General features: G+C 65.2%; 16 protein-coding genes and 3 tRNA genes. All 19 read left to right on the top strand.

The window, feature by feature from the left end; genetic code table 11:
• The 19 genes from KF833_16675 (at position 1) to KF833_16585 (ending at position 21,597) form a co-directional block, all read left to right on the top strand.
• Complete coding sequence (locus KF833_16675) at positions 1-600, top strand: DUF4381 family protein (protein ID MBX3746944.1); 600 nt, start codon at positions 1-3, stop codon at positions 598-600.
• On the top strand, positions 597-1,592 hold the full coding sequence (locus KF833_16670; GenBank protein MBX3746943.1) for a VWA domain-containing protein: 996 nt from the start codon (positions 597-599) through the stop codon (positions 1,590-1,592). The genes KF833_16675 and KF833_16670 overlap by 4 nt, the downstream gene beginning before the upstream one ends.
• A complete protein-coding gene (locus tag KF833_16665; GenBank protein ID MBX3746942.1) occupies positions 1,589-3,517 on the top strand; it encodes a VWA domain-containing protein in 1,929 nt (642 codons plus the stop codon). Before KF833_16670 ends, KF833_16665 begins: the two co-directional genes overlap by 4 nt.
• A gap of 109 nt (positions 3,518-3,626) precedes the next feature.
• A complete protein-coding gene (locus tag KF833_16660) occupies positions 3,627-5,372 on the top strand; it encodes a protein BatD (GenBank protein MBX3746941.1) in 1,746 nt (581 codons plus the stop codon).
• A 139-nt stretch (positions 5,373-5,511) separates the two neighbouring features.
• Positions 5,512-5,587 (top strand) — tRNA-Thr (locus KF833_16655).
• A 63-nt stretch (positions 5,588-5,650) separates the two neighbouring features.
• A complete protein-coding gene (gene tuf, locus KF833_16650; GenBank protein ID MBX3746940.1) occupies positions 5,651-6,844 on the top strand; it encodes an elongation factor Tu in 1,194 nt (397 codons plus the stop codon).
• A 101-nt stretch (positions 6,845-6,945) separates the two neighbouring features.
• Positions 6,946-7,021: transfer RNA gene (locus KF833_16645), tRNA-Trp, on the top strand.
• 14 nt (positions 7,022-7,035) lie between these two features.
• A tRNA-Ser gene (locus KF833_16640) sits at positions 7,036-7,125 on the top strand.
• Between the two features lie 17 nt (positions 7,126-7,142).
• Complete coding sequence (gene secE, locus KF833_16635; GenBank protein ID MBX3746939.1) at positions 7,143-7,391, top strand: preprotein translocase subunit SecE; 249 nt, start codon at positions 7,143-7,145, stop codon at positions 7,389-7,391.
• Between the two features lie 22 nt (positions 7,392-7,413).
• Positions 7,414-7,962 carry a transcription termination/antitermination factor NusG gene (gene nusG / locus KF833_16630; GenBank protein ID MBX3746938.1) on the top strand — a complete coding sequence of 183 codons (549 nt, stop codon included), beginning with the start codon at positions 7,414-7,416 and terminating at the stop codon, positions 7,960-7,962.
• Between the two features lie 12 nt (positions 7,963-7,974).
• Entirely contained in the window at positions 7,975-8,400 is a 426-nt protein-coding gene (gene rplK, locus KF833_16625; GenBank protein MBX3746937.1) for a 50S ribosomal protein L11, read from the top strand.
• Positions 8,401-8,448: 48 nt separating this feature from the next.
• Positions 8,449-9,141, top strand: a complete 693-nt coding sequence (rplA, locus tag KF833_16620; GenBank protein MBX3746936.1) for a 50S ribosomal protein L1 — start codon at positions 8,449-8,451, stop codon at positions 9,139-9,141.
• A gap of 12 nt (positions 9,142-9,153) precedes the next feature.
• Positions 9,154-9,678: a 50S ribosomal protein L10 gene (rplJ, locus tag KF833_16615; GenBank protein MBX3746935.1), complete on the top strand. Its 525-nt coding sequence runs from the start codon at positions 9,154-9,156 to the stop codon at positions 9,676-9,678.
• 145 nt (positions 9,679-9,823) lie between these two features.
• Complete coding sequence (gene rplL / locus KF833_16610; GenBank protein ID MBX3746934.1) at positions 9,824-10,213, top strand: 50S ribosomal protein L7/L12; 390 nt, start codon at positions 9,824-9,826, stop codon at positions 10,211-10,213.
• Between the two features lie 225 nt (positions 10,214-10,438).
• Complete coding sequence (gene rpoB / locus KF833_16605) at positions 10,439-14,359, top strand: DNA-directed RNA polymerase subunit beta (GenBank protein ID MBX3746933.1); 3,921 nt, start codon at positions 10,439-10,441, stop codon at positions 14,357-14,359.
• 31 nt (positions 14,360-14,390) lie between these two features.
• The gene (rpoC, locus tag KF833_16600; GenBank protein MBX3746932.1) at positions 14,391-18,563 is read left to right on the top strand and encodes a DNA-directed RNA polymerase subunit beta'; all 4,173 of its coding nucleotides are present in this window, start codon (positions 14,391-14,393) and stop codon (positions 18,561-18,563) included.
• 1,158 nt (positions 18,564-19,721) lie between these two features.
• On the top strand, positions 19,722-19,943 hold the full coding sequence (locus tag KF833_16595; GenBank protein ID MBX3746931.1) for a hypothetical protein: 222 nt from the start codon (positions 19,722-19,724) through the stop codon (positions 19,941-19,943).
• Positions 19,944-19,968: 25 nt separating this feature from the next.
• Positions 19,969-21,288 (top strand): Gfo/Idh/MocA family oxidoreductase, encoded by a 1,320-nt coding sequence (locus KF833_16590; GenBank protein ID MBX3746930.1) that lies wholly within the window; start codon positions 19,969-19,971, stop codon positions 21,286-21,288.
• 51 nt (positions 21,289-21,339) lie between these two features.
• Positions 21,340-21,597, top strand: coding sequence for a hypothetical protein (locus KF833_16585; GenBank protein MBX3746929.1), 258 nt, complete (start codon positions 21,340-21,342; stop codon positions 21,595-21,597).
• The last annotated feature ends 11 nt before the right edge of the window (positions 21,598-21,608 follow it).

The raw sequence follows: 21,608 nt of genomic DNA, 5'->3' as shown, positions 1-21,608 counted from the left end.
ATGGCCAGTCCCGCGTCCCCGCCACCGCCTGCGCCCGACAGTCCGTCCCTTGCCGACGGCCTGCGGGACATTGCGGGCCCGGTGCCGGTGGGGTCGGTGTGGGATTGGATCCTGTGGGGGTTGGTGACGGCCCTGCTGCTCGGGGCCGTGGCGGCGGCCCTGTATCTGTGGTGGCGGGCCCGGCAACGCCGGCTGAACCGGAAGGAGCCGGAACCGCCGCCGTTGCCGGCGCATGTGCGGGCCCGGCAGGCGCTCGATCGGGCCCTTGCCCTGCTGTCCGACCCCGACCGTTTCTGCACCGAGGTATCGCGGATCCTGCGGGGGTACCTGGAGGAGCGGTTCGGGTGGAATGCGCCGGACCGGACCACCGAGGAGTTTCTGGCGGAGATGGGCGGGGCGGCGGAGTTGCCGGAATCGCATCGGGAACTGCTGGCGGATTTTCTGACCCGGTGTGATCTGGTGAAGTTCGCGCGGCACGATCCGACGGAGGGCGAGTTGCGGGGATTGCATTCGGCGGCGATCCGGTTGGTGGAGGACACGGTGCCGCCACCGCCTCCGGTGGGCGGGGTGCCGGCGGAACTGGCGAGGTTGAAGGCATGAGTTTCGCGCATCCATGGTGGTTGCTGCTGCTGCTGGGGCTGCCCTGGCTGGCATGGTACCGGCGTCGGCGGGCGCGGGACGCGGCCTTCCTCTATTCCTCGGTGCAACTGGTGCAGGGGGTGGCGTCGCTGCGTCAGTCCTATGCCGCCCTGGTGTTGCGACGGCTCCGGTGGCTGGCCCTGGCGCTGCTGATCGTGGCCCTGGCGCGTCCCCGGGTGGGGGAGGGGGAGGTCACGGTGACGGCCAGCGGGATCGACATCGTGGTGGCGCTGGACCTTTCGATGAGCATGGCGGCGGAGGATTTTCAACTGGGCGGACAGCGGGCCAACCGGGTGGCGGTGGCCAAGGACGTGCTCGAGCGGTTCGTGGCGCGGCGCCCCAACGATCGGATCGGGCTGGTGGCCTTTGCGGGGCGGGCCTATGTCGCGGCGCCGTTGACGCTGGACCATCGGTTTCTCCGGGAACGGATCGAGCAATTGAGGCTTGGCATCGTCGAGGATGGCACGGCGATCGGCTCGGCGATTGCGGCCTCGCTGAACCGCCTGCGGGACGTGCCGTCCCGGAGCCGCGTGGTGATCCTGATGACCGACGGGCAGAACAACGCCGGGAAGATCCCGCCGCTGACCGCCGCGCAGGCGGCCGAAGCCCTGGGCGTGCGGGTGTACACGATCGGGGTGGGGACGCGGGGGGTGGCGCCGTTTCCGCAGACGGACGTGTTCGGGCAGACGCGTTATGTGCCGATGAACGTGGACATCGACGAGGAACTCCTGGAGAGGATTGCGGAGAGCACGGGTGGAAAATACTTTCGGGCGGTCAGCACGGACACCTTGCGCGCGATTTACGATGAGATTGACCGGCTGGAAAAGACCGAGACCGAGGTGCGACGATATCAGCGGTTCCACGAGGTTTTCGGGTGGTTTGCCGTGCCCGGGCTGATCCTGCTGCTGATGGAACTGGTATTGGGACACACGATCTGGCGGAAGCTGCCATGACCTTTGCGCATCCCAGGCTGTTGTGGGTTCTGCTGATCGGGCTGCCGGCGGTGGCGGTGTTCCTGTGGTGGTCGTGGCGGGAGCGGCGCCGCCTGATCGGGCTGTTCGTCCCGCAGCGGCTGCAGGATGCGCTGACCATCGGGTTGTCGCCGCGGCGGGCGCGGGTGCGGGGGCTGCTGCTGGTGTTGGGGCTGGGGGCGTTGGTGGTGGCCCTGGCGCGGCCCCGCTACGGTGTGGGCACTGTCGAAGTCACGCAGCGCGGACTGGACATCCTGGTGGCCGTGGACACGTCGAGGAGCATGCTGGCGGAGGATGCGGGACCGGGTTTGTCCCGGCTGCGGAGGGCGAAGCTGGCGGCGTTGGATCTGGGGCGGTTGGCGCGGACGGACCGGGTCGGGTTGATCGCCTTTGCCGGGACGGCGTTTCTCCAGTGCCCGCTGACCATTGACGACGAGGCGTTCCGGCAGAGCGTGGAATTGCTCGACACCGAGATCATCCAGCAGGGGGGCACGTCGCTGGCGGCGGCGATCCGTACCGCCATGGAGGCGTTCCGGTCGCAGCCCGAGGGCATCCGGGTTCTGGTTTTGATCACGGACGGCGAAGATCACGAAGCCGGCGCGGTGGAGGCGGCCCGGGAGGCGGCGTCCCAGGGGGTGCGGATCTTTACGGTGGGTGTGGGGACGAGCCGGGGAGAGATCATCCGGTTGCTGGCGCCCGACGGGACGGAGACGTATTTGAAGGATGCCGAGGGACATGTGGTGAAGTCGTCGTTGAACGAGCCGTTGCTGCGGGAGCTGGCGGTGGCCACGGGGGGGCTCTACATGCCGTTGCAGGGGCCGCGGGCGATGGCGGAGCTGTTCACGCGGGGGCTCGAACCGTTGCCGCGGGTGGAGATGGCGACACGTTCGATTGAGGAGTTTGAGGAACGGTTTCAGTGGCCGCTGGTGCTGGCGCTGGTGCTGCTGGCGATCGAGGCGGTCCTGCCCGAGCGGCGCGGCCGGTCCGGGACCGTCCGTCCGGTCCGGCAGTCGCATCCGTCGCTGGCCCAGGTTGCCGGGACGTGGATTGTGCTGCTGCTGCCACTGGCCGCGATCGGGTCGCCACGGTCGGCCATGAGGGACTTCCGGGAAGGCCGTTTTCGGGAGGCGGAGAGTGAGTTTGATCGATTGGCCAGGGAACGGCCCGACGATGCACGGCTGCGATTCAATGCCGGGGCGGCGGCCTACCGGGCCGAGGACTATGAACGGGCCATGAGCCATTTTGCGGAGACGCTGCGGACGTCGGACCTGGAGTTGCAGCGGCGGGCGTTTTACAACCTTGGGAACACGCAGTTTTCACGGGGCGAACGGATTTCCGAGGCGGAACAGCGTCAGCGGCTCTGGCGGGAGGCCATCCGCAATTTCGAGGCGGCGTTGAAGCTGGCCCCGGAGGCCGAGGACGCACGCCATAATCTGGATTACGTCCGGCAACGACTGGAGGAACTCGAACAGGAACAGCAGCAGTCCCAGCCGCAGCCGCAGCCGCAGCCGCAGCCGCAGCCGCAGCCGCAGTCGGAACGGTCCGACGAGTCCGGGGAACCGGAGCGTTCCCCTGCGGAGGCGCCCGAGGAACCCGACCAAGGCGATTCGCAGGAGGAACGGTCGCGTCCGGAGGAGAGTCCCGGCGTTTCCTCCAAGGCCGATTCCGAGTCGGAAGGCGGGGCTGACCCGGGTCAGGCTGGGGAATCGGCTCCCGAGGACGGCGAGGGGGAGCAGGGCGAATCGTCCGCGGACGGCTCCAGCCCCACGGATCGGGGGGAGCCCGAGGCCACGGATCGGATGACTCCGGAGCAGGCCATGCGGGTGCTGGACGCAGCGCGGGGGGAGGAGCAGCCCATGCCGCAGGAACGACGTCGGAGCCGGGAACGCATCTGGAAGGACTGGTGACGTGACGCAACGATCTTCGCGAACCTGCCGCCTGCCGGGGGCCTCGTCGGACGGGGTTCGGAAGGGTGGCTTTTCGAGGTTCGGGCGGGTTTGGGCGGTACTGTCCGGGATGATGGTCCTGTGGATGACGGCTCCGGCGTGGGCGGCCGGCCTGACCGCCACGTTGGATCGGGAAGTGCTGGGAATGGGGGACAGCGCCATGCTGAAGGTGGTGGTCGAAGGGGGTGGCGGGAGCGAATCGCCGCGGATCCCGACGGTGGCGGGGATCCGGGTCACACCGGCGGGCCGGGCGACGCGGTTCGAGATGGTCAATCGACGGCAGCGGGTGTTCGTGGAGCTGTCCTACCTGGTGACGGCCACCCGGGTTGGCCGGTATTCGATCGGACCGATCACGGTGAACGTGGGCGGGCAGACCTTGCAGGCAGAGGCACTGGACCTGAACGTCGTGGCAGCGGGGGATCCGGCCGCCAACACGGGCGACGGGATGGACCAGGCGGCGTTTCTGGAGCTGCGTGTGCCGGAGCGGGATGTGTACGTGGGCGAGCCATGGGTGGCCGAGGTATGGCTGTACGCGCTGGGCGGGCGCCTGCTGCAGGCGCCGCAGTTGCAGGAGGAAGGGTTCCTGCTGGGCAAACTGCAGGACGGAGGGCAGGAACCCAACATCCGGACCAATAACCGGCTCTACATGCGGGCCAGGTTCCTCCAGCCCCTCACGGCGGCACGTGCGGGGGATCTGCCGGTTCAAGCGGCGAATTGCATCATCGAGATCCCGGTGTCGCGTCGCTCCGGGCTGTCGGACTTGTTCGACGACACCTTCTTCGGACTGCGCGAGAATCGCCGCTTCAGCCTGTCGTCGCCGTCCCGCACGGTGCGGGTACGGTCGCTCCCGGTCGACGGCGTTCCGGAGGGATTCCAGGGAGCGGTGGGCGACTTCGAGGTCGCTCTCAGCGCCTCGCCCACCAACCTGACGGCCGGCGATCCGATCACGGTGCGTGTCGAAGTGCGCGGCCGCGGCAATTTCGATGCGGTCCAGCTTTCCGAGCAACCCGGATGGCGTGGGTTTCGGGTGTACCCACCCACGGCGAACTTCGTCACCCAGGATTCCCTGGGTCTGTCCGGCACCAAGCGATTCGAGCAGGTCATCACGCCGGAGGCCGCCGGGTTGGCGGAAATACCGCCCTTGGTGTTCAGCTACTTTTCGCCCTCGGCAGGGGCCTACCGGACGGTGCGGACGGCGCCACTGCCGATCCGCGTGGAACCGGGCACGGGAACCCCGGCGCTGGCGGCTTCGGCGATCGGCGGGGGGGCGACCGGCACGTCCGCGCCCGAGTTGCCGCCTCTGCGGCCGCACCTGGGAACCGGACCGGGAATGGCGGTGGCGTGGGCAGCGCGCCCGTGGTTTCTCGGGTTGGCCGTCCTGCCATGGGGGATATGGCTTGGGGCATGGGTGGCGACGCGCTACCGGGAGCGGGCGGGGGCCGACATCGAGGGGCGGCGTCGGAGGCAGTTGGAGCGGCGCATCGAGGCCGGTTCGGTGGCACTGGGGCAATGGGCGGACGCAGGGGATTCAGAGGCCTTTTTTGCCGGGCTTTTTCGGCTGCTCCAGGACATGGTCGGCGCGCGGGTGGGGTTGCCACCGGCATCGATCACCGAGGGGGACGTGGAAGGGTTGCTGTCGGCCCGAGGGGTGGATCGGGAGACCATCGAGGGGTTGCAGCGGCTTTTTCAGGCCTGCAATCAGGCACGTTACGCCCGAACCGGCGGCTGGGTGGATCTGCAGGGGCTGCGAGGCGAGGTTGACCGGGTGCGGGCCATGCTTCGGCAGCCTGGCGATTCCCGTCGAGAAACGCATTGACAGTTTTTCGCCGGATCCGTAACAAGTCCCTTCCAAGCTGGGCCGCAGCGCTACGGACAACACAGCCCGAGCCAAAAGTTGGGACGGGCTGAGTGTCTTTTCGTCGTCTCGCGGGGTCAGCATGGAACGTGGAACGAGCGCCCATGTAGCTCAGTTGGTAGAGCACGTCCTTGGTAAGGACGAGGTCACCGGTTCAAGCCCGGTCATGGGCTCCAAGCCTCGGATTTGATTTAGTCAACGCACGCGAGAAACGAACGACCGCAAGTAGGAGTCAGGCAATGGCAAAGGAAAACTTCCAACGGACGAAACCGCACGTGAACGTCGGCACGATCGGGCATGTCGATCACGGCAAGTCCACCCTCACCGCCGCGATCGTAGAGGTTCAGGCCCGCAAGGGATTGGCCCAGCGCATCTCGTATGCGGACATCACCAAGGGCGGCACGGTGCGCGACGAAACCAAGACGGTCACCATCGCGGTGTCCCATGTGGAGTATCAGAGCGATCAGCGCCATTACGCCCACGTGGATTGCCCGGGGCATGCGGACTACATCAAGAACATGATCACCGGGGCGGCCCAGATGGACGGCGCCATTCTGGTGGTCAGCGCGGCGGACGGACCGATGCCGCAGACCCGCGAGCACATCCTGCTGGCCCGTCAGGTCGGTGTGCCGGCGATCGTGGTGTTCCTGAACAAGATTGACCTGGTGGACGATCCTGAGCTCCTCGACCTGGTCGAGATGGAGATCCGCGACCTGCTCTCCAAGTACCAGTTCCCGGGGGACACCACCCCGGTGGTGCGGGGCAGTGCGACGGCGGCCATGGCGGGCAAGCCGGAAGGCGAGAAGGCGATCGCGGATCTGCTGGGCGCGATCGATTCGTTCGTCCCGCTGCCGACCCGTGAGGTGGACAAGCCGTTCCTGATGTGCATTGAAGACGTGTTCAACATTGAGGGACGCGGCACCGTCGTCACGGGCCGGGTGGAGCGCGGCATCCTGAACCGGATGGACGACGTCGAGATCGTCGGATTGCGCGACACGCGCAAGACGGTGGCCACCGACATCGAGATGTTCCGCAAGCTGCTCGACAAGGCCGAGGCGGGCGACAACGTCGGGGTCCTGTTGCGCGGCACCAAGAAGGACGACGTCGAGCGCGGAATGGTGTTGGCAAAGCCGGGAACCATCAAGCCGCACACCAAGTTCAAGGCCGAGGTGTACGTGCTGTCGAAGGAGGAAGGCGGCCGGCACACGCCGTTCTTCACCAACTATCGTCCCCAGTTCTATTTCCGGACGTCGGACGTGACCGGGACGGTGGCTCTGCCGCAGGGGGTGGAGATGGTCATGCCGGGCGACAACGTCTCGGTTGAGATTTCGCTGATCGCCCCGGTGGCGATGGAGCGCGGGCAGCGGTTCGCCATCCGCGAGGGTGGGCGAACGATCGGTGCCGGACGCATTACGGAAGTGTTGAACGACTAACGAGAACGGGGTTCCCCCGCCGGGGGAACCCCGCCTCCCTCCCCGGTTGGGGCTTGCCAAGGCAGGTCCCATCGGTTTTGGATCGGTGACTGTCGCATCGCAGGGCGTTAGCTCAATTGGTAGAGTAGCGGTCTCCAAAACCGTTGGTTGGGGGTTCGAGTCCCTCACGCCCTGCCAGCGACCGGTCAAGTGGAGGGGTGGCAGAGTGGTCGAATGCGACGGTCTTGAAAACCGTAGTGCGGGAAACTGCACCGGGGGTTCGAATCCCTCCCCCTCCGCCACAATCCAGCTTTAATCCATGACAAGTTTCATCGTATGGTCCGTGATCGTGGCGGTCGCCTTCGCGATCGCCTGGCGATTCGGTTGGTTCGCCCGCATTACCAAGTTCGTCCAGGAGACGCGCGAGGAATTGCGGAAATGCACGTGGCCGAACCGGGAGGAACTGTGGGGTTCGACCGTGCTGGTCATGGTGGCCACCGCCATGCTGGCCGTCTTCACCGTGGTGGTGGATATGGTGCTTACCTGGGTGGTGAGCAGTATTGTCTGATCGACCCTTTTCTCCCCCTTCCATGCGCCACCGCTGGTTCGTCCTCCACACACTGTCCGGGCAGGAGCAGAAGGTTAAGGACAATATCGAGAAGCGCGCCCGGGCGGAGGAGATGTCCGAGTACATCTCGGAAGTGCTCGTCCCGATGGAAAAGGTGGCGGAGGTGCGTAACGGGAAGAAGACCGTCACGTCACGGAAGCTGCATCCCGGGTACGTGTACATCCAGATGGCCCTGGTGGACGAAGAGCACCGGCTGCTGGACCGGCCCTGGTATTTCATCCGGGAGACGCCGGGGATCATCGGGTTCGTGGGGGGGGAGCGGCCGGTGGAAGTGGGTGAGGACGAGATGGCGGCGATCAAGGTGCAGATCGCGGAGTCGGAGGATGCCGAGCGCCCGAAGGTGAGCTTCACGGTGGGCGAGACGGTCAAGATCAACGACGGTCCGTTCCTCAACTTCAACGGGGTGATCGAGGAGATCGACAACGACAAGGGCAAGCTGAAGATCTCGGTGAACGTGTTCGGCCGGAACACCCCGGTGGAACTCGAGTATTGGAAGGTGGAGAAGGCTTAATCCGTTACGCACATGGCAAAGAAGGTTACTGCGAGCATCAAACTGCAGATTCCCGGCGGGCAGGCGAATCCGGCGCCGCCCGTGGGTCCCGCGCTCGGTCAGCACGGGGTCAACATCATGGCTTTCTGCAAGGAGTTCAACGCGCGCACCAAGGACTCGGGCGGCATGGTGGTGCCGGTGGTCATCACCGTTTACCAGGACAAGTCGTTCACCTTTATCACCAAGTCCCCGCCCGCCGCGGCCCTGCTCAAGCAGGCGGCAGGGATCGCATCGGGAGCCAAGGCACCCAACAAGGACAAGGTTGGCAAGGTGACCCGGAAACAGATTCTTGAGATCATCAAGACCAAGAAGGACGACCTCAATGCCTCGTCGGAGGATGCCGCGATCCGGGTGATTGCCGGCACTGCCCGAAGCATGGGCATCGAGGTGGTCGATTAACCCCAGCGGCGGGAGGGTCTTCCAGGCCCGGTTGCACCGCCAATTCCCATGCCCAGCAAACGCTATCGAAAAGCCCTCGCCCTGGTCGATGCCGGCAAGTCCTACCCGCTCAAGGCAGCGGTGGAACTGCTTGCCAAGATGCCCAGAGCCAAGTTCAACGAAACCCTGGACCTCGCCTTCCGGCTCGGGGTCGATCCCCGGCAGTCCGACCAGATGGTGCGCGGAACCGTCCCCCTGCCGCACGGCAGCGGCAAGACGGTCCGGGTCCTGGTCTTCGCCAAGCCCGGTGCCGCGGCGGATGCCGCCCGCCAGGCGGGTGCGGAGTTCGTCGGGTTCGACGACATGATCAAGAAGTGCACGGACGGGTGGACGGACTTCGACATCGCGGTGGCCACGCCGGAGGCGATGGTGGAAGTCAGGAAACTTGGCAAGGTGCTCGGGCCGCGCGGGCTCATGCCCAATCCGAAGACGGGGACGGTGACCGATGACACGGCCAAGGCGGTGCGGGAGTTCAAGGCGGGCCGGGTTGAGTTCAAGGTGGACAAAACGGCCAATCTCCACGTGGCCATTGGCAAGGTCTCATTCACCCCGGAGCAGATCGAGGAGAATGCCCGGGCCGTGTTTGAGGCGGTGCTCAAGGCCAAACCAGGTTCCGCCAAGGGTATCTTCATTCGCAATTGCGCGCTCAGCTCGACCATGGGTCCGGCCATCCGGATCGACGCCCGCGACATCGCCCACTAACGCCCCCTCCCCATGCGCGAAGAAAAGAAGTCCATCAGCGCGGAGTATCTGGAGCGACTCAACAAGTCGCCGTACTTCATCGTCACCGACTACACCGGTCTCCAGGTGCACCATTTCAGCGAGTTGCGGAAGCGGCTGAACAAGGCGCACGCCGAGATCCACGTCGTCAAGAACAACATCTTCAAGATCGCCACCCGGGAGGCCGGCATTGCGGATCTTGGGGCGACTCTCGCCGGGCCCATTGCGGTGGTCACCGGATCCCAGGAGATCTCGACGGCGGCCAAGGTCATCAAGACGTTTGCCTCGGAGTTCGATCGTCCGAAGGTCCGGTTCGGTTTCCTGGACAACCGCCACTTGAGCGCCGCCGACGTGGGGGCCATGGCGGACCTGCCGTCCCTGGAGGTTCTCCGGGCCAGGTTGCTGGGGCTGTTCCAGGCCCCCGCCGGGCAGCTGGTCCGCCTGTTGAACGAGCCCGCGGCACAGCTCGCGCGGGTGCTCCAGGCCAAGGCCGACCGCGACGGGAAGGGCGGCGCCTGATCCTCGATCCACACTTTCGCCCCGGCAGCGGCGGTCCGTTGCCGGGGCACAACACCAACCCTGAAGAGTCCCTCGTCGGCGGGCAGGCTTGCCCGCTGAAATCCGCAGCGGCCGCGGCGGGCGACGAAACTGAACGAAGCAGACCATGGCAGACATCAACGCAATCGCATCGGAACTCGGAAAACTGACCATCCTGGAGGTGGCCGAGTTGGTTAAGAAACTGGAAGCCGACTGGGGGGTGAGCGCCGCCGCACCGGTGGCCATCGCCGCCGCAGTTCCTGGCGCCGGGGCCGCCGCTCCTGCCGCCGCGGAGGCCAAGACCGAGTTCGACGTCGTTCTCGTGTCCTTCCCGGCCGACAAGAAGATCGCCATCATCAAGGTGGTGCGCGAGATCAAGGCGGGGCTCGGCCTGGCCGAGGCCAAGAAGCTGGTCGAAGAGGCTCCCAAGCCCGTGCTGGAAGCGGCGAATCAAGCCGACGCCGACGCCGCCAAGAAGAAGCTCGAGGAAGCTGGCGCGAAGGTGGAAATCAAGTAGAATCGCGATCCGCAACCGGGGTGGTTCGCCACCCCGGTTGCATAACTTATTCCAACGACGATCAACCAGCCCACTGTGTCCGATGGCCGTCCCGGGCGGAGGGACGCAGGGGGCTCAAAACCAATCGAGCGGGAAGCCGGCGCCGGCCGGGCTCCTGCTTTTTTATTCTCCGCCCAAACACCCAACCCTGGCCGGCCGACGATCAAGCCCTAAGCCCCCATCACCATGCCACAGCGCGCGACGGAACGGACGAACTTCGGCAGGATCCGCGAGGTCATCGCCCCGCCCAATCTGATTGAGTTGCAGGTCAATTCCTACGAGGAATTCCTTCAACGGGACCTCGCGCCCTCCCGGCGCAAGAATACCGGGCTGCAGGCCGTCTTTACCGAGGTCTTCCCCATCGAGAGCTACGACGGCAAGGTCGTACTGAAATTCCACAGTTACGAGATTGGCGATCCGAAGATCGACTGGCTCGAGTGCATCCGGGAGGGCCTTACCTATGGGGCGCCCCTTCATGTGACCTTCCACCTCGAGGAGGAGGCGGGGACCAAGGAGGAAAAGGTGTTCATGGGCGAACTGCCCCTGATGACCCCCCAGGGCACGTTCGTCATCAACGGCGCCGAACGCGTCATCGTCAGCCAGCTCCATCGCTCCCCCGGTCTGGCCTTCGAAGCGACCCAGCATGCCAACGGCAAGATGCTGCACGGATTTCGTATCATCCCCGATCGGGGCTCGTGGTACGAGGCCCAGTTCGACACCAGCGATCTCCTCTACGTCTATCTCGACCGCAAGAAACGCCGCCGCAAATTTCTGGTCACCACGTTCTTCCGGGCGCTTGCCTTTCTCGATGACCGCGAGAAGGGGGAGGACAAGGACAAGCTCCGCGGCACGGACATCGAGGTGCTGCGCCACTTCTACGACATCGAGGAGCTGACCATCAAGCAGGCGGAGGCCCTGGAGGACATCCAGAACAAGGTCCTCATCGAGGATGCCATGGATCTCGACAAGGGGATCGTCGTGGCCCGTGCCTTCGAGCCGCTCTCCAAGGTGGTCGTCCGGCAGATCGCGGAACTGGGCATCAACAAGATCCGCGTGGTGGATACCACCGTGGATGACGCGATCGTCATCAAGTGCCTCAAGAAGGATCCCACCCGCAATGAGGACGAGGCCCTCAAGGACATCTACCGGCGGCTGCGTCCCGGCGATCCCCCGACGGCGGCCAATGCTCGGGCCCTGATCAAGCGGCTGTTCTTCGATCCGAAACGGTACGACCTGGGCCGGGTGGGACGGTACAAGATCAACCAGAAGCTGGGCCTTCCCGACAAGCAGGACTCCAGGATTCTCACCAAGCAGGATCTCATCTCGGCGACCCGGTATCTCCTGATGCTCAAGCGGGGCGAGGGAAGCCTGGACGACATCGATCATCTCGGCAGCCGCCGGGTGCGGACCGTGGGAGAATTGCTGGCCAATCAGTGCCGGGTCGGCCTTGCCCGGACCGAGCGTCTGGTGAAGGAGCGGATGACGCTGTTCGACCAGAGCATGGACACGATGACGCCCCAGAAGCTCATCAATCCCAAGGCGTTGTCCGCGGTGATCCGTGACTTCTTCGGCCGTTCGCAGCTCAGCCAGTTCATGGACCAGATCAACCCGCTGGCTGAACTGACGCACAAGCGCCGGTTGTCGGCCCTCGGGCCCGGGGGACTTTCCCGCGACCGCGCCGGCTTCGAGGTGCGCGACGTCCATCCGTCCCACTACGGCCGGATCTGTCCCGTCGAAACACCGGAAGGTCCGAACATCGGGCTCATCGCCTCCCTGGCGACCTTCGCCCGGATCAACGACTTCGGGTTCATCGAAACCCCTTACCGGAAGGTCGAGAACGGCCGGGTCACCACCCACATGGAGTATCTCACGGCCGACCGCGATGAGAACTACGTCATCGCCCAGGCCAACGCCCTGATCGACGACAAGGGGAACTTCCTCACCGAGCGCGTCACCTGCCGCCGCAAGGGCGATTTCATCGATGCCGAGCCCAAGCAGGTGAACTACATGGATGTGTCGCCCAAGCAGCTGGTCTCGGTGGCGGCGTCGCTGATTCCATTCCTCGAACACGACGACGCCAACCGCGCGCTGATGGGTTCGAACATGCAGCGGCAGGCGGTGCCGCTGCTCCTGACCGAGGCGCCCTTCGTGGCAACCGGTCTCGAGGAGCGTGTGGCCCGCGACTCCCGGGCGGTGCTGGTGGCCGAGGAGGGCGGAAAAGTCGCGTCCGTCACCGGGAATCAGATCGTCATCACCGCGGACGGGCGGATGCCCGAGGGCAAGAAGCGGCTCAAGAACGACCCGGGCAACGGCGTGTTCGTGTATCCGATCCGCAAGTTCATGCGGTCCAACGCGGCCACCTGCATCAATCAGAAAACCCTGGTCGCCAAGGGAGATGCCGTGAAGAAGGGACAGGTCATCGCCGACGGGCCCTGCACCTCCGAGGGCGATCTCGCCCTGGGCCGCAATGTCCTCGTCGCGTTCATGCCGTGGAACGGCTACAACTTCGAGGACGCCATCCTCATCAGTGAGCGCATCGTCAAGGACGACGTCTTCACCAGCATCCACATCGACGAGTTCGAAGTGGGCGCCCGCGACACCAAGCTCGGGCCGGAGGAAATCACCCGGGACATCCCCAATCTCGGCGAGGAAGCCCTCAAGAACCTCGGGCCCGACGGCGTCATCCGGGTCGGTGCGGAAGTCAAGCCGGGCGACATCCTGGTCGGCAAGATCACCCCGAAGTCCGAGACCGAACTGGCCCCCGAGGAGCGACTGCTCCGGGCCATCTTCGGCGAGAAGGCCGCGGATGTGAAGGACACCTCCCTCAAGGTGCCGTCCGGCACCTACGGGATCGTCATGGACGTCAAGGTCTCCTCGAAGAAGGAGAGCGAAAAGGGAGCCGTGGTCACCGCGGCGCCGAAGGCCATGGACGGCGACTCGCGGAAGGCGGCCAAGCAGGTTCAGGACGATCACAAGTCCAAGACCGAGGAGTTGCGGGAGCAACTGACGGAGGCGCTCTCCAACATCCTGCTCGGCGAGAAGATCCCGCTGGACGTGGTGAACAGCGAGACCGGGGAGATCATCATCCCGGCCAACCGGAAGATCACCAAGACGCTGCTGCGCAAGCTCGCGCAGGTGTACGACCGCATCGAGATCGATCCCTCGCCGATCCGCAACAAGATCAACGAGATCATCGGGCAGTTTAAGAAGAAGTTCGACGACCTGCAGATGCAGCACGACGAGGAGATGGAGCGCCTGGAGTCGGGTGACGACGTCGATCCGGGCATCATCAAGCAGGTGAAGGTCTATATCGCCTCCAAGCGCAAGCTCTCGGTGGGGGACAAGATGGCGGGACGCCACGGGAACAAGGGTGTGGTGGCCAAGATCGTTCCCGAGGAGGACATGCCGTTCCTCGCGGATGGAACCCCGGTGGACATCGTCCTGAACCCGCTCGGCGTGCCGTCCCGCATGAACGTGGGCCAGCTCCTCGAGACCCATCTGGGCTGGGCGGCAATGGTCCTGGGGATGAAGTTTGCCACGCCGGTGTTCGACGGCATCAAGGAGACGGAGATCCGCGAGCATCTCCGGCGCGCGGCCGCCAAGCTGAAGACCGACCACGGGGAGCCGCTGGTCACCGAGGCGGGCAAGACGACGCTGTACGACGGCCGGACGGGCGAGTCGTTCGATCAGGAGGTGGTGGTCGGCTTCATTTACATGATGAAGCTGGGCCATCTCGTGGCGGACAAGATCCACGCCCGCGCGGTGGGACCGTACTCTCTGGTGACGCAGCAGCCGTTGGGCGGCAAGGCCCAGTACGGCGGGCAGCGTTTCGGGGAGATGGAGGTGTGGGCCATGGAGGCCTATGGGGCGGCCTACACCCTGCAGGAGCTTCTCACCGTGAAGTCCGACGACGTCCAGGGCCGCACCCGGATCTACGAGAGCATCGTCAAGGGCGACAATGCGCTCGAAGCCGGCGTGCCCGAGTCGTTCAACGTCCTCGTCAAGGAAATGCAGTCCCTGGGACTCGATGTCCGCGTCGGTTACACCGGCCCGGTGGATCAGACCGTGCCGGGCGCGCCCCTCGCCTTCACCGGCCTCGCCTCGTAACTCAACCGCTCCACCCCGCCCCGTGAATTCTATGCTCACCAATGCCAAGGACACCGCCCGCGAGTTGCTCGGGCTGGACAAGGTCAACCAGGTGGACCACGTGTCCATCGCGGTCGCCTCCCCGGAAAACATCCGCACCTGGTCCAAGGGCGAGGTCAAGAACCCCGAGACCATCAACTACCGGACCTTCAAGCCCGAGAAGGGCGGTCTCTTCTGCGAACGCATCTTCGGTCCGGTCAAGGACTGGGAATGCTCCTGCGGCAAGTACAAGCGCATCAAACACCGCGGCGTCGTCTGCGACCGCTGTGGTGTCGAGGTCACCCTCAGCCGGGTGCGGCGCGAGCGGATGGGTCACATCGAACTCGCCGTGCCGGTGTCGCACATCTGGTTCTTCAAGTGCATGCCGTCCCGGATCGGTCTGGTCCTCGACATGACCGCCCGCAACCTCGAGCGGGTGATCTACTACGAGGATTACCTGGTGATCGATCCCGGGAACACGCCGCTCAAGGAGCACCAGCTTCTCAGCGAACTCGAATACCGGGACGCCCGGGCCACCTATGGCAACGACACCTTCGTTGCCAAGATGGGGGCCGAGGCGGTGCGGGACGCCCTCGCCAAGATTGAACTCAGCTCGCAGGTGGAAATCCTGCAGCAGCAGATGGTCGAGACCAAGAGCAAGCAGACCCGCAAGAAGCTGGCCAAGCGCATCAAGCTGTTCCAGGGCTTCCTGATCTCGAAGTCCCGCCCCGAGTGGATGATTCTCACCGTGCTGCCGGTGATTCCCCCGGACCTGCGTCCGCTGGTGCCGCTCGAGGGCGGACGGTTCGCCACCTCGGACCTCAACGATCTCTACCGCCGGGTCATCAACCGCAACAACCGGCTCAAAAACCTCCTCCAGCTCAAGACGCCCGAGGTCATCATCCGCAACGAAAAGCGCATGCTCCAGGAAGCCGTGGATGCGCTGTTCGACAATGGCCGGCACGGACGCCCCGTCACCGGCGCCGGCAACCGCGCCCTCAAGTCCCTCTCGGACATGCTCAAGGGCAAGAGCGGCCGCTTCCGCCAGAACCTCCTCGGCAAGCGCGTCGATTACTCCGGCCGTTCCGTCATCGTCATCGGTCCGGAACTCAAGCTCAACCAGTGCGGTCTCCCCAAGAAGATGGCGCTGGTGCTGTTCGAGCCGTTCATCATCCGCAAGCTCAAGGAACGCGGGCTCGTCCACACGGTCCGTTCGGCGAAGAAGATGATCGAGCGGCAGGTGCCGGAAGTCTGGGACATCCTCGAGGAGGTCACCCGCGGCCATCCGGTGCTGCTCAACCGCGCCCCGACCCTGCACCGCCTCTCGATCCAGGCCTTCGAGCCGATGCTGATCGAGGGCGAGGCCATCCGGATCCATCCGATGGTCTGCACCGCCTACAACGCCGACTTCGACGGCGACCAGATGGCCGTGCACGTCCCGCTGTCGGTCGAGGCCCAGATGGAGGCGCGCCTGCTGATGATGGCGCCGCTCAACATCTTCAGCTTGTCGAGCGGCAAGCCGATCATGACGCCCACCCAGGACATCACCCTGGGCTGTTACTACCTGACCGCCGAACCCCGCCAGGTCCGCAAGGCCCCAGAGCACCTGCGCCTGTTTGCCACCAAGGACGAGGTGGTCTTCGCCCATCATGAGGGCGACCTTCGCACCCACGACCGCGTCATCCTCGCCAACCCGGATTTCGGCCGCCAGACCATCTACGGGGATCCGACCCGCAAGACGATCGAAACCACCGTGGGCCGGGTGATCTTCAGCGAGATCTGGCCCGACGCCCTCGGGTTCCCCAACCGCCCGATCAAGAAGAGCGAGATCGGGGACCTGATCTGGAACTGTTACAAGGTCTGCGGTCACGAGACCACGGTCCAGGTGCTCGACAAGCTCAAGGAACTCGGGTTCCGCGAGGCGACCCGGTCCGGATGTTCGATCGGCATCGACGACATGATCATCCCGAAGGAGAAGGATCAGGAGATCGCCAGCGCCCAGAAGCAGATCGCCGACGTCGAGAAGCAGTACCGCAAGGGCGTGATCACCCCGGGCGAGCGCTACAACAAGATCGTCGATATCTGGACCCACTGCACCGACCAGATCGCCAGCGTCATGCTCCGGACCCTCGAGACCAACCACGGCAAGCGGGAATACAATCCCGTCTTCCTGATGGTCGATTCAGGCGCCCGCGGCAACAAGGCGCAGGTCCGCCAGCTCGCCGGCGTCCGCGGCCTCATGGCCAAACCGTCCGGCGACATCATCGAGAAGCCGATTCTGTCGAACTTCCGCGAGGGCCTCACCGTGCTGGAGTACTTCATCTCCACACACGGCGCCCGCAAGGGCCTGGCCGACACGGCGCTCAAGACCGCCGATTCCGGGTACATGACCCGCAAGCTCGTCGATGTCGCCCAGGACGTCATCATCCGCGACGAGGATTGCGGCACCTCCAACGGCATCTTCGTCCACTCGATCTTCGAGGGTGAGGAGGAGGTGGTGAAGGTGGCCGACCGCGCCATCGGCCGCTATGCGGCCGAGGACATCGTCGATCCCAACGATCCGCGCAATCCGGTGGTCCATGCGGGCGAACTGATCGACGAGGAGAAGGCCAACCGCATCTCCCGGCTCGGCCTCGAACGCCTCCGCATCCGGTCGGTTCTGACCTGCGAAACCAAGCAGGGCATCTGCAAGAAGTGCTACGGGCTGAACCTCGGCACCGGGAACCTGATCGGCATGGGCGAGGCCGTCGGCATCATCGCCGCCCAGTCCATCGGCGAACCCGGCACCCAGCTCACCATGCGGACCTTCCATATCGGCGGGGCCGCCACCGGCGCCTTCAAGCAGCCCCAGATCCGGGCCAAACACGACGGCACCCTCCGGTACAACGACATCCGCTACGTCTCCCTGGGCGATGGCGGCAACATCGTCCTCAACAAGACCGGGTCGGTCAGCATCCTCGATCCCAACGGACGCGAACTCGAATCCCACATCGTGCCCATCGGCTCCGTCATCTCCGTGCCCGACGGCGGCACGGTCAAGGGCGCGGTCATCGTCTCCGGCAAGCAGAAGGTCGAGGGCGAGATGTTCGTGCAGTGGGACCCGTACAACGCGCCCATCATCTCCGAGAAGGCCGGGTACGTGAAGTTCCACGACATCATCGAGGGCGTCACGATGAAGTACGAGATCGACGAAACCACCGGCCAGGAGGCGGTCGTCGTCATCGAGCACAAGGAGGATCTGCATCCCCAGATCATCATCTCCGACGACAAGGACGAGATCATCGCCAGCTACCCGATTCCCTCGGCCGCGCACATCGTCGTGGAGGAGGGGGCCCGGATCGCCGCCGGCGCCCTGCTGGCCAAGACGCCCCGCAAGACCTCCAAGACCAAGGACATCACCGGCGGTCTGCCCCGTGTCGCCGAGCTGTTCGAGGCGCGCCGGCCCAAGGACGCCGCCGAGATCTCCCGGATCGACGGTATCGTGGACTTTGGTCCGAGCGTCCGCGGCAAGCGTTGCATCCTCGTGCAGGATCCCCACACCGGTCAGGAGGAGGAACACCTCATCCCCATCGGCAAGCACGTCATCGTCTTCAAGGGCGACATCGTGAAGAAGGGCCAGCAACTGACCGAGGGGCCGGTGGTGCCGCACGAGATCCTGGACGTCCTCGGGGCGCAGGCCCTGCAGGAGCATCTGGTCAACGAGATCCAGGAGGTCTATCGACTCCAGGGCGTGACCATCAACGACAAGCACATCGAGATCATCATCCGGCAGATGCTCAAGAAGGTGCGCATCACCGAACCCGGGGACACCACCTTCCTGTGGGGCGAGCAGATCGACAAGATCGCCTTCGAGGACGAGAACAACCGGGTCGAGAAGATGGGCGGCAAACCCGCCGAGGCGGTTCCGGTGCTCCTGGGTGTGACCAAGGCATCGCTCGAGACCGAGTCGTTCCTCAGCGCCGCGTCGTTCCAGGACACCACCCGGGTGCTCACCGACGCCGCCACCATGGGCAAGTTCGACTACCTGCGCGGGTTCAAGGAGAACGTGATCATGGGTCACATCATCCCGGCCGGCACCGGGTACCTCGACCATCGCAACGTCAAGGTGAAGCCCCTTGTCGAGGTGGATCCCGAGGAGGCTCTGCCCGGGCTGCCGCTCATTGATGATGAGCCTCTGGCGGGGTAGGGGGCGAATCGGGAACGGCGAGTGGCGAGTGGCGATTAGGGGGGAGGAGGGTTGCCTGGAAGTTGGGCAACCTTCCGCGCCGGCCGTCGCGATAACAGGGTGCGCCTCCTGATCGGAGATGGGTGCCCCCTGTCCGCTCGGAGCGCGGACAGCCTTGTCCGCCCCCTCGGTCCGTTCGGAGCGCGGACAGCCCTGTCCGCCCCCTCGGTCCGTTCGGAGCGCGGACAGCCCTGTCCGCCCCCTCGGTCTGTTCGGAGCGCGGACAGCCCTGTCCGCCCCCGCGGTCCCCGTTCGGAGCGCGGACAGCCTTGTCCGCCCTCTCACCGCATTCTGACCGTTGTGGGATGCCCTTGCTGCGATTCGCGATTCGATGCACCGCGTCCCGGCTTCATCGTACTCGTACTCGAGGCCTTGAAGCGGCATAGGACCGGATCGTCCCGGTTCGGTCCCTCGAAGGATCGGCAATCTGTGCACGCCCTCGTGACGGATTCGAGGCTGAGCGGGTGAGGGCCGAGGGTTTCGTCATCGAACAGGGGCATGGTTCTTCGAGTACGAGTACCGTCCTTCGGGCTGAGTACGAGGACGCGTGGGATGGCGCACGTTCCTGTGCGGGCGAACCGCAGTGGCTGTTCCTCACACGGAGGCACGGAGACACGGAGGCAGACCAAGGCGCTCCCGCATGGATTTCGGATGCCTGTCCGCGTTTCCCCTCCGGGCCTTGGAGTCTCTGTGTGAGCGATGGCGGATGCCAGGATGGAGCGATGGGATGAGGACTCGCGGAGCTCGTCCCTCCGAAAGGTGGAGCAGGGTGGTGGGGCCGCCGGGGTCAGATCTCTGATTTTGACAATTGGAAGAAGCCAAGCCGCACTCCGAGAGTAATTGTCAAAATCAGAGATGTGACCCCGGGGTCGTTTTTTCTTCGAGTACGAGTACCGCCCTTCGGGCTGGGTACGAGGACGGGAGTGAGCGGAAACGGGCTGTGGAACGACGGCTGCGGGAGGCCGAAGGGGCTTGAATTGTAAAAATATAGATTTGACCCCATTGCCTAGAGTGTTGCCTTGAACTCCCCCTCCCGACTTGCCACTCTCGCAAGACGCCAGGCGGGAAGTTCCTGTAAGGAACACGGCTGGCAACGCCAAACCCCTTCCACCAGGGCCCATGCCCGGCGGCTGCGGCTTCCGCCGGGACGGCTCGACCACCAAGTTCGACGAAGTGTTTTTCGACCCGGCGAACAGCCAAGACATGGCGTGCGGCGTCACTGCGGCCGTCTTCCCTGCGGACCGCGCCGCCCGACTTGCACTGCCGCGCGGGACGCCAGGTTATCCCGCCGTGGACAGCTGCCGCGACTTCGTGTTGCGGATGCACACCACGTTGCGATGACCCGCGTATCGATGGAACCCATGCCATGAGACGACGACGCTTCCTCCAGGCCACTGCCGCTGCGGCAGTGGGATTTCAGATCGTGCCCCGACACGTCCTCGGCCAGGGCCAGACACCCCCGAGCGAGAAACTGAACATCGCCGGTATCGGTGTCGGCGGCCAGGGCGGCGGCGTGCTCAACGATCTCAAGAGCGAGAACATCGTGGCGCTCTGCGACGTGGACGAATCCAGGGCCGCCGGCACCTTCAATGCCTTTCCGCAGGCCGCGCGGTTCAAGGACTACCGGGTCATGCTGGACAAGCAAAAGGACTTTGACGCCGTCATGATCGCCACTCCCGACCACATGCACGCGCCCATTGCCCTGGCTGCGCTGCGCGCGGGCAAACATGTCTATGTCGAGAAGCCGATGGCGCACACCATCGAGGAAGCGCGGATCATGACGCGCGTGGCCCGGGAAACCGGCCTCGTCACCCAGATGGGCAACAACGGGCACGCGGGGGAAGGGTTGCGCCTGACGCGCGAATGGATTCAGGCAGGGGCCATCGGCACGGTGCGCGAAATCCACGGCTGGTCCGACCGTGCGGGCAGATGGTGGAGGCAACCCGCCGAACGTCCGGCGGACACTTCAAGCGTGCCGGCGACACTCGATTGGAATCTGTGGCTGGGCGCCGCGCCGGAGCGACCGTTCCACTCCGCGTACCATCCCTTTCAGTGGCGCGGTTGGTTTGACTTCGGCACCGGCGCGCTGGGCGATATGGCGGTTCACAACCTGGACCCCGCGTTCTACGCGCTCGATCTGGGTGCGCCCATCGCGGCGGCGTGCGAGAGCAGCGCGCTCGGACGCGAGACCTACCCCGCGTGGCAAATCCTGACCCTGGAGTTTGCCGCACCGTCAGGCCGGCCGCCGCTAAAGGTACGTTGGTACGACGGCGGGAAGATGCCGCCAACCCCAGAGCATCTCGGCGACGAGATGGATTTGGCGGACAACGGCATCTACTTCGTGGGTGACCTGGGGACGATGGTTTGCGGGGGCTGGTCCGGCAGTCCGAAACTGTTTCCGGAGAGCCGGCGCGCGGCGTTCAAGCTGCCTCCGAAGACGATTCCGCGTTCGCCCGGGCATCGCATCGAGTGGGTCCAGGCCTGCAAGGCGGGAAGGCCCGAACTGGCGCGGGCGGGCTTTGCCTACTCCGGCCCGTTCACGGAGGCGTTGCTGGTGGGGAATCTAGCCACGCGCCTCCAACGCCGCATCGAGTGGAACGCCGCCGACATGCGCGCAACCAATGCCCCCGAGGCCGAGCCCCTGATCCGCAAATCGTACCGGGCCGGATTTGGACTCGGGACCTGAACCGTACCGTTCTTCGCCTCTCGGGCGGCCCGGCTTCCCTCCGCCTTCAACATGCCGCCCGCGCTGTCATTGTCGCGAGTCGCAGGTTGGTTCCATGGCGGTCATGGCTCCAACGACGGGGAATCCTGGACGGAGCTGGACCGCCGGACGGACATCCAATGGGCCTGCCAAACCAACCGCCGATCGTTCGAGGTCTCCTCTCCGGGGTATTACCCGCGCTACCGGATTTCCATTGAGCGGGTGGGCGATCCGGCACGAAACAAGGTCGCCATCGCACAGGTTGAATGGCTGGGCCTTGAGGAACCCTGACGGATCGCTGC

The sequence above is a fragment of the Verrucomicrobiia bacterium genome (assembly GCA_019634625.1).
Classification (GTDB): Bacteria; Verrucomicrobiota; Verrucomicrobiia; order Limisphaerales; family CAIMTB01; genus CAIMTB01.
This window is presented reverse-complemented; position numbering and strand designations above follow the sequence as displayed.

What these genes read in the sequence shown, in the direction of transcription:
- secE (MBX3746939.1), top strand. Translation starts at nt 7,143, where the DNA reads ATGACAAGTTTCATCGTATGGTCCGTGATCGTGGCGGTCGCCTTCGCG.
- rplK (MBX3746937.1), top strand. Translation starts at nt 7,975, where the DNA reads ATGGCAAAGAAGGTTACTGCGAGCATCAAACTGCAGATTCCCGGCGGG.
- KF833_16660 (MBX3746941.1), top strand. Translation starts at nt 3,627, where the DNA reads ATGATGGTCCTGTGGATGACGGCTCCGGCGTGGGCGGCCGGCCTGACC.
- rpoB (MBX3746933.1), top strand. Translation starts at nt 10,439, where the DNA reads ATGCCACAGCGCGCGACGGAACGGACGAACTTCGGCAGGATCCGCGAG.
- rpoC (MBX3746932.1), top strand. Translation starts at nt 14,391, where the DNA reads ATGCTCACCAATGCCAAGGACACCGCCCGCGAGTTGCTCGGGCTGGAC.
- rplL (MBX3746934.1), top strand. Translation starts at nt 9,824, where the DNA reads ATGGCAGACATCAACGCAATCGCATCGGAACTCGGAAAACTGACCATC.
- KF833_16670 (MBX3746943.1), top strand. Translation starts at nt 597, where the DNA reads ATGAGTTTCGCGCATCCATGGTGGTTGCTGCTGCTGCTGGGGCTGCCC.
- nusG (MBX3746938.1), top strand. Translation starts at nt 7,414, where the DNA reads ATGCGCCACCGCTGGTTCGTCCTCCACACACTGTCCGGGCAGGAGCAG.
- KF833_16590 (MBX3746930.1), top strand. Translation starts at nt 19,969, where the DNA reads ATGAGACGACGACGCTTCCTCCAGGCCACTGCCGCTGCGGCAGTGGGA.
- tuf (MBX3746940.1), top strand. Translation starts at nt 5,651, where the DNA reads ATGGCAAAGGAAAACTTCCAACGGACGAAACCGCACGTGAACGTCGGC.
- KF833_16595 (MBX3746931.1), top strand. Translation starts at nt 19,722, where the DNA reads ATGCCCGGCGGCTGCGGCTTCCGCCGGGACGGCTCGACCACCAAGTTC.
- KF833_16585 (MBX3746929.1), top strand. Translation starts at nt 21,340, where the DNA reads ATGCCGCCCGCGCTGTCATTGTCGCGAGTCGCAGGTTGGTTCCATGGC.
- rplJ (MBX3746935.1), top strand. Translation starts at nt 9,154, where the DNA reads ATGCGCGAAGAAAAGAAGTCCATCAGCGCGGAGTATCTGGAGCGACTC.
- rplA (MBX3746936.1), top strand. Translation starts at nt 8,449, where the DNA reads ATGCCCAGCAAACGCTATCGAAAAGCCCTCGCCCTGGTCGATGCCGGC.
- KF833_16665 (MBX3746942.1), top strand. Translation starts at nt 1,589, where the DNA reads ATGACCTTTGCGCATCCCAGGCTGTTGTGGGTTCTGCTGATCGGGCTG.
- KF833_16675 (MBX3746944.1), top strand. Translation starts at nt 1, where the DNA reads ATGGCCAGTCCCGCGTCCCCGCCACCGCCTGCGCCCGACAGTCCGTCC.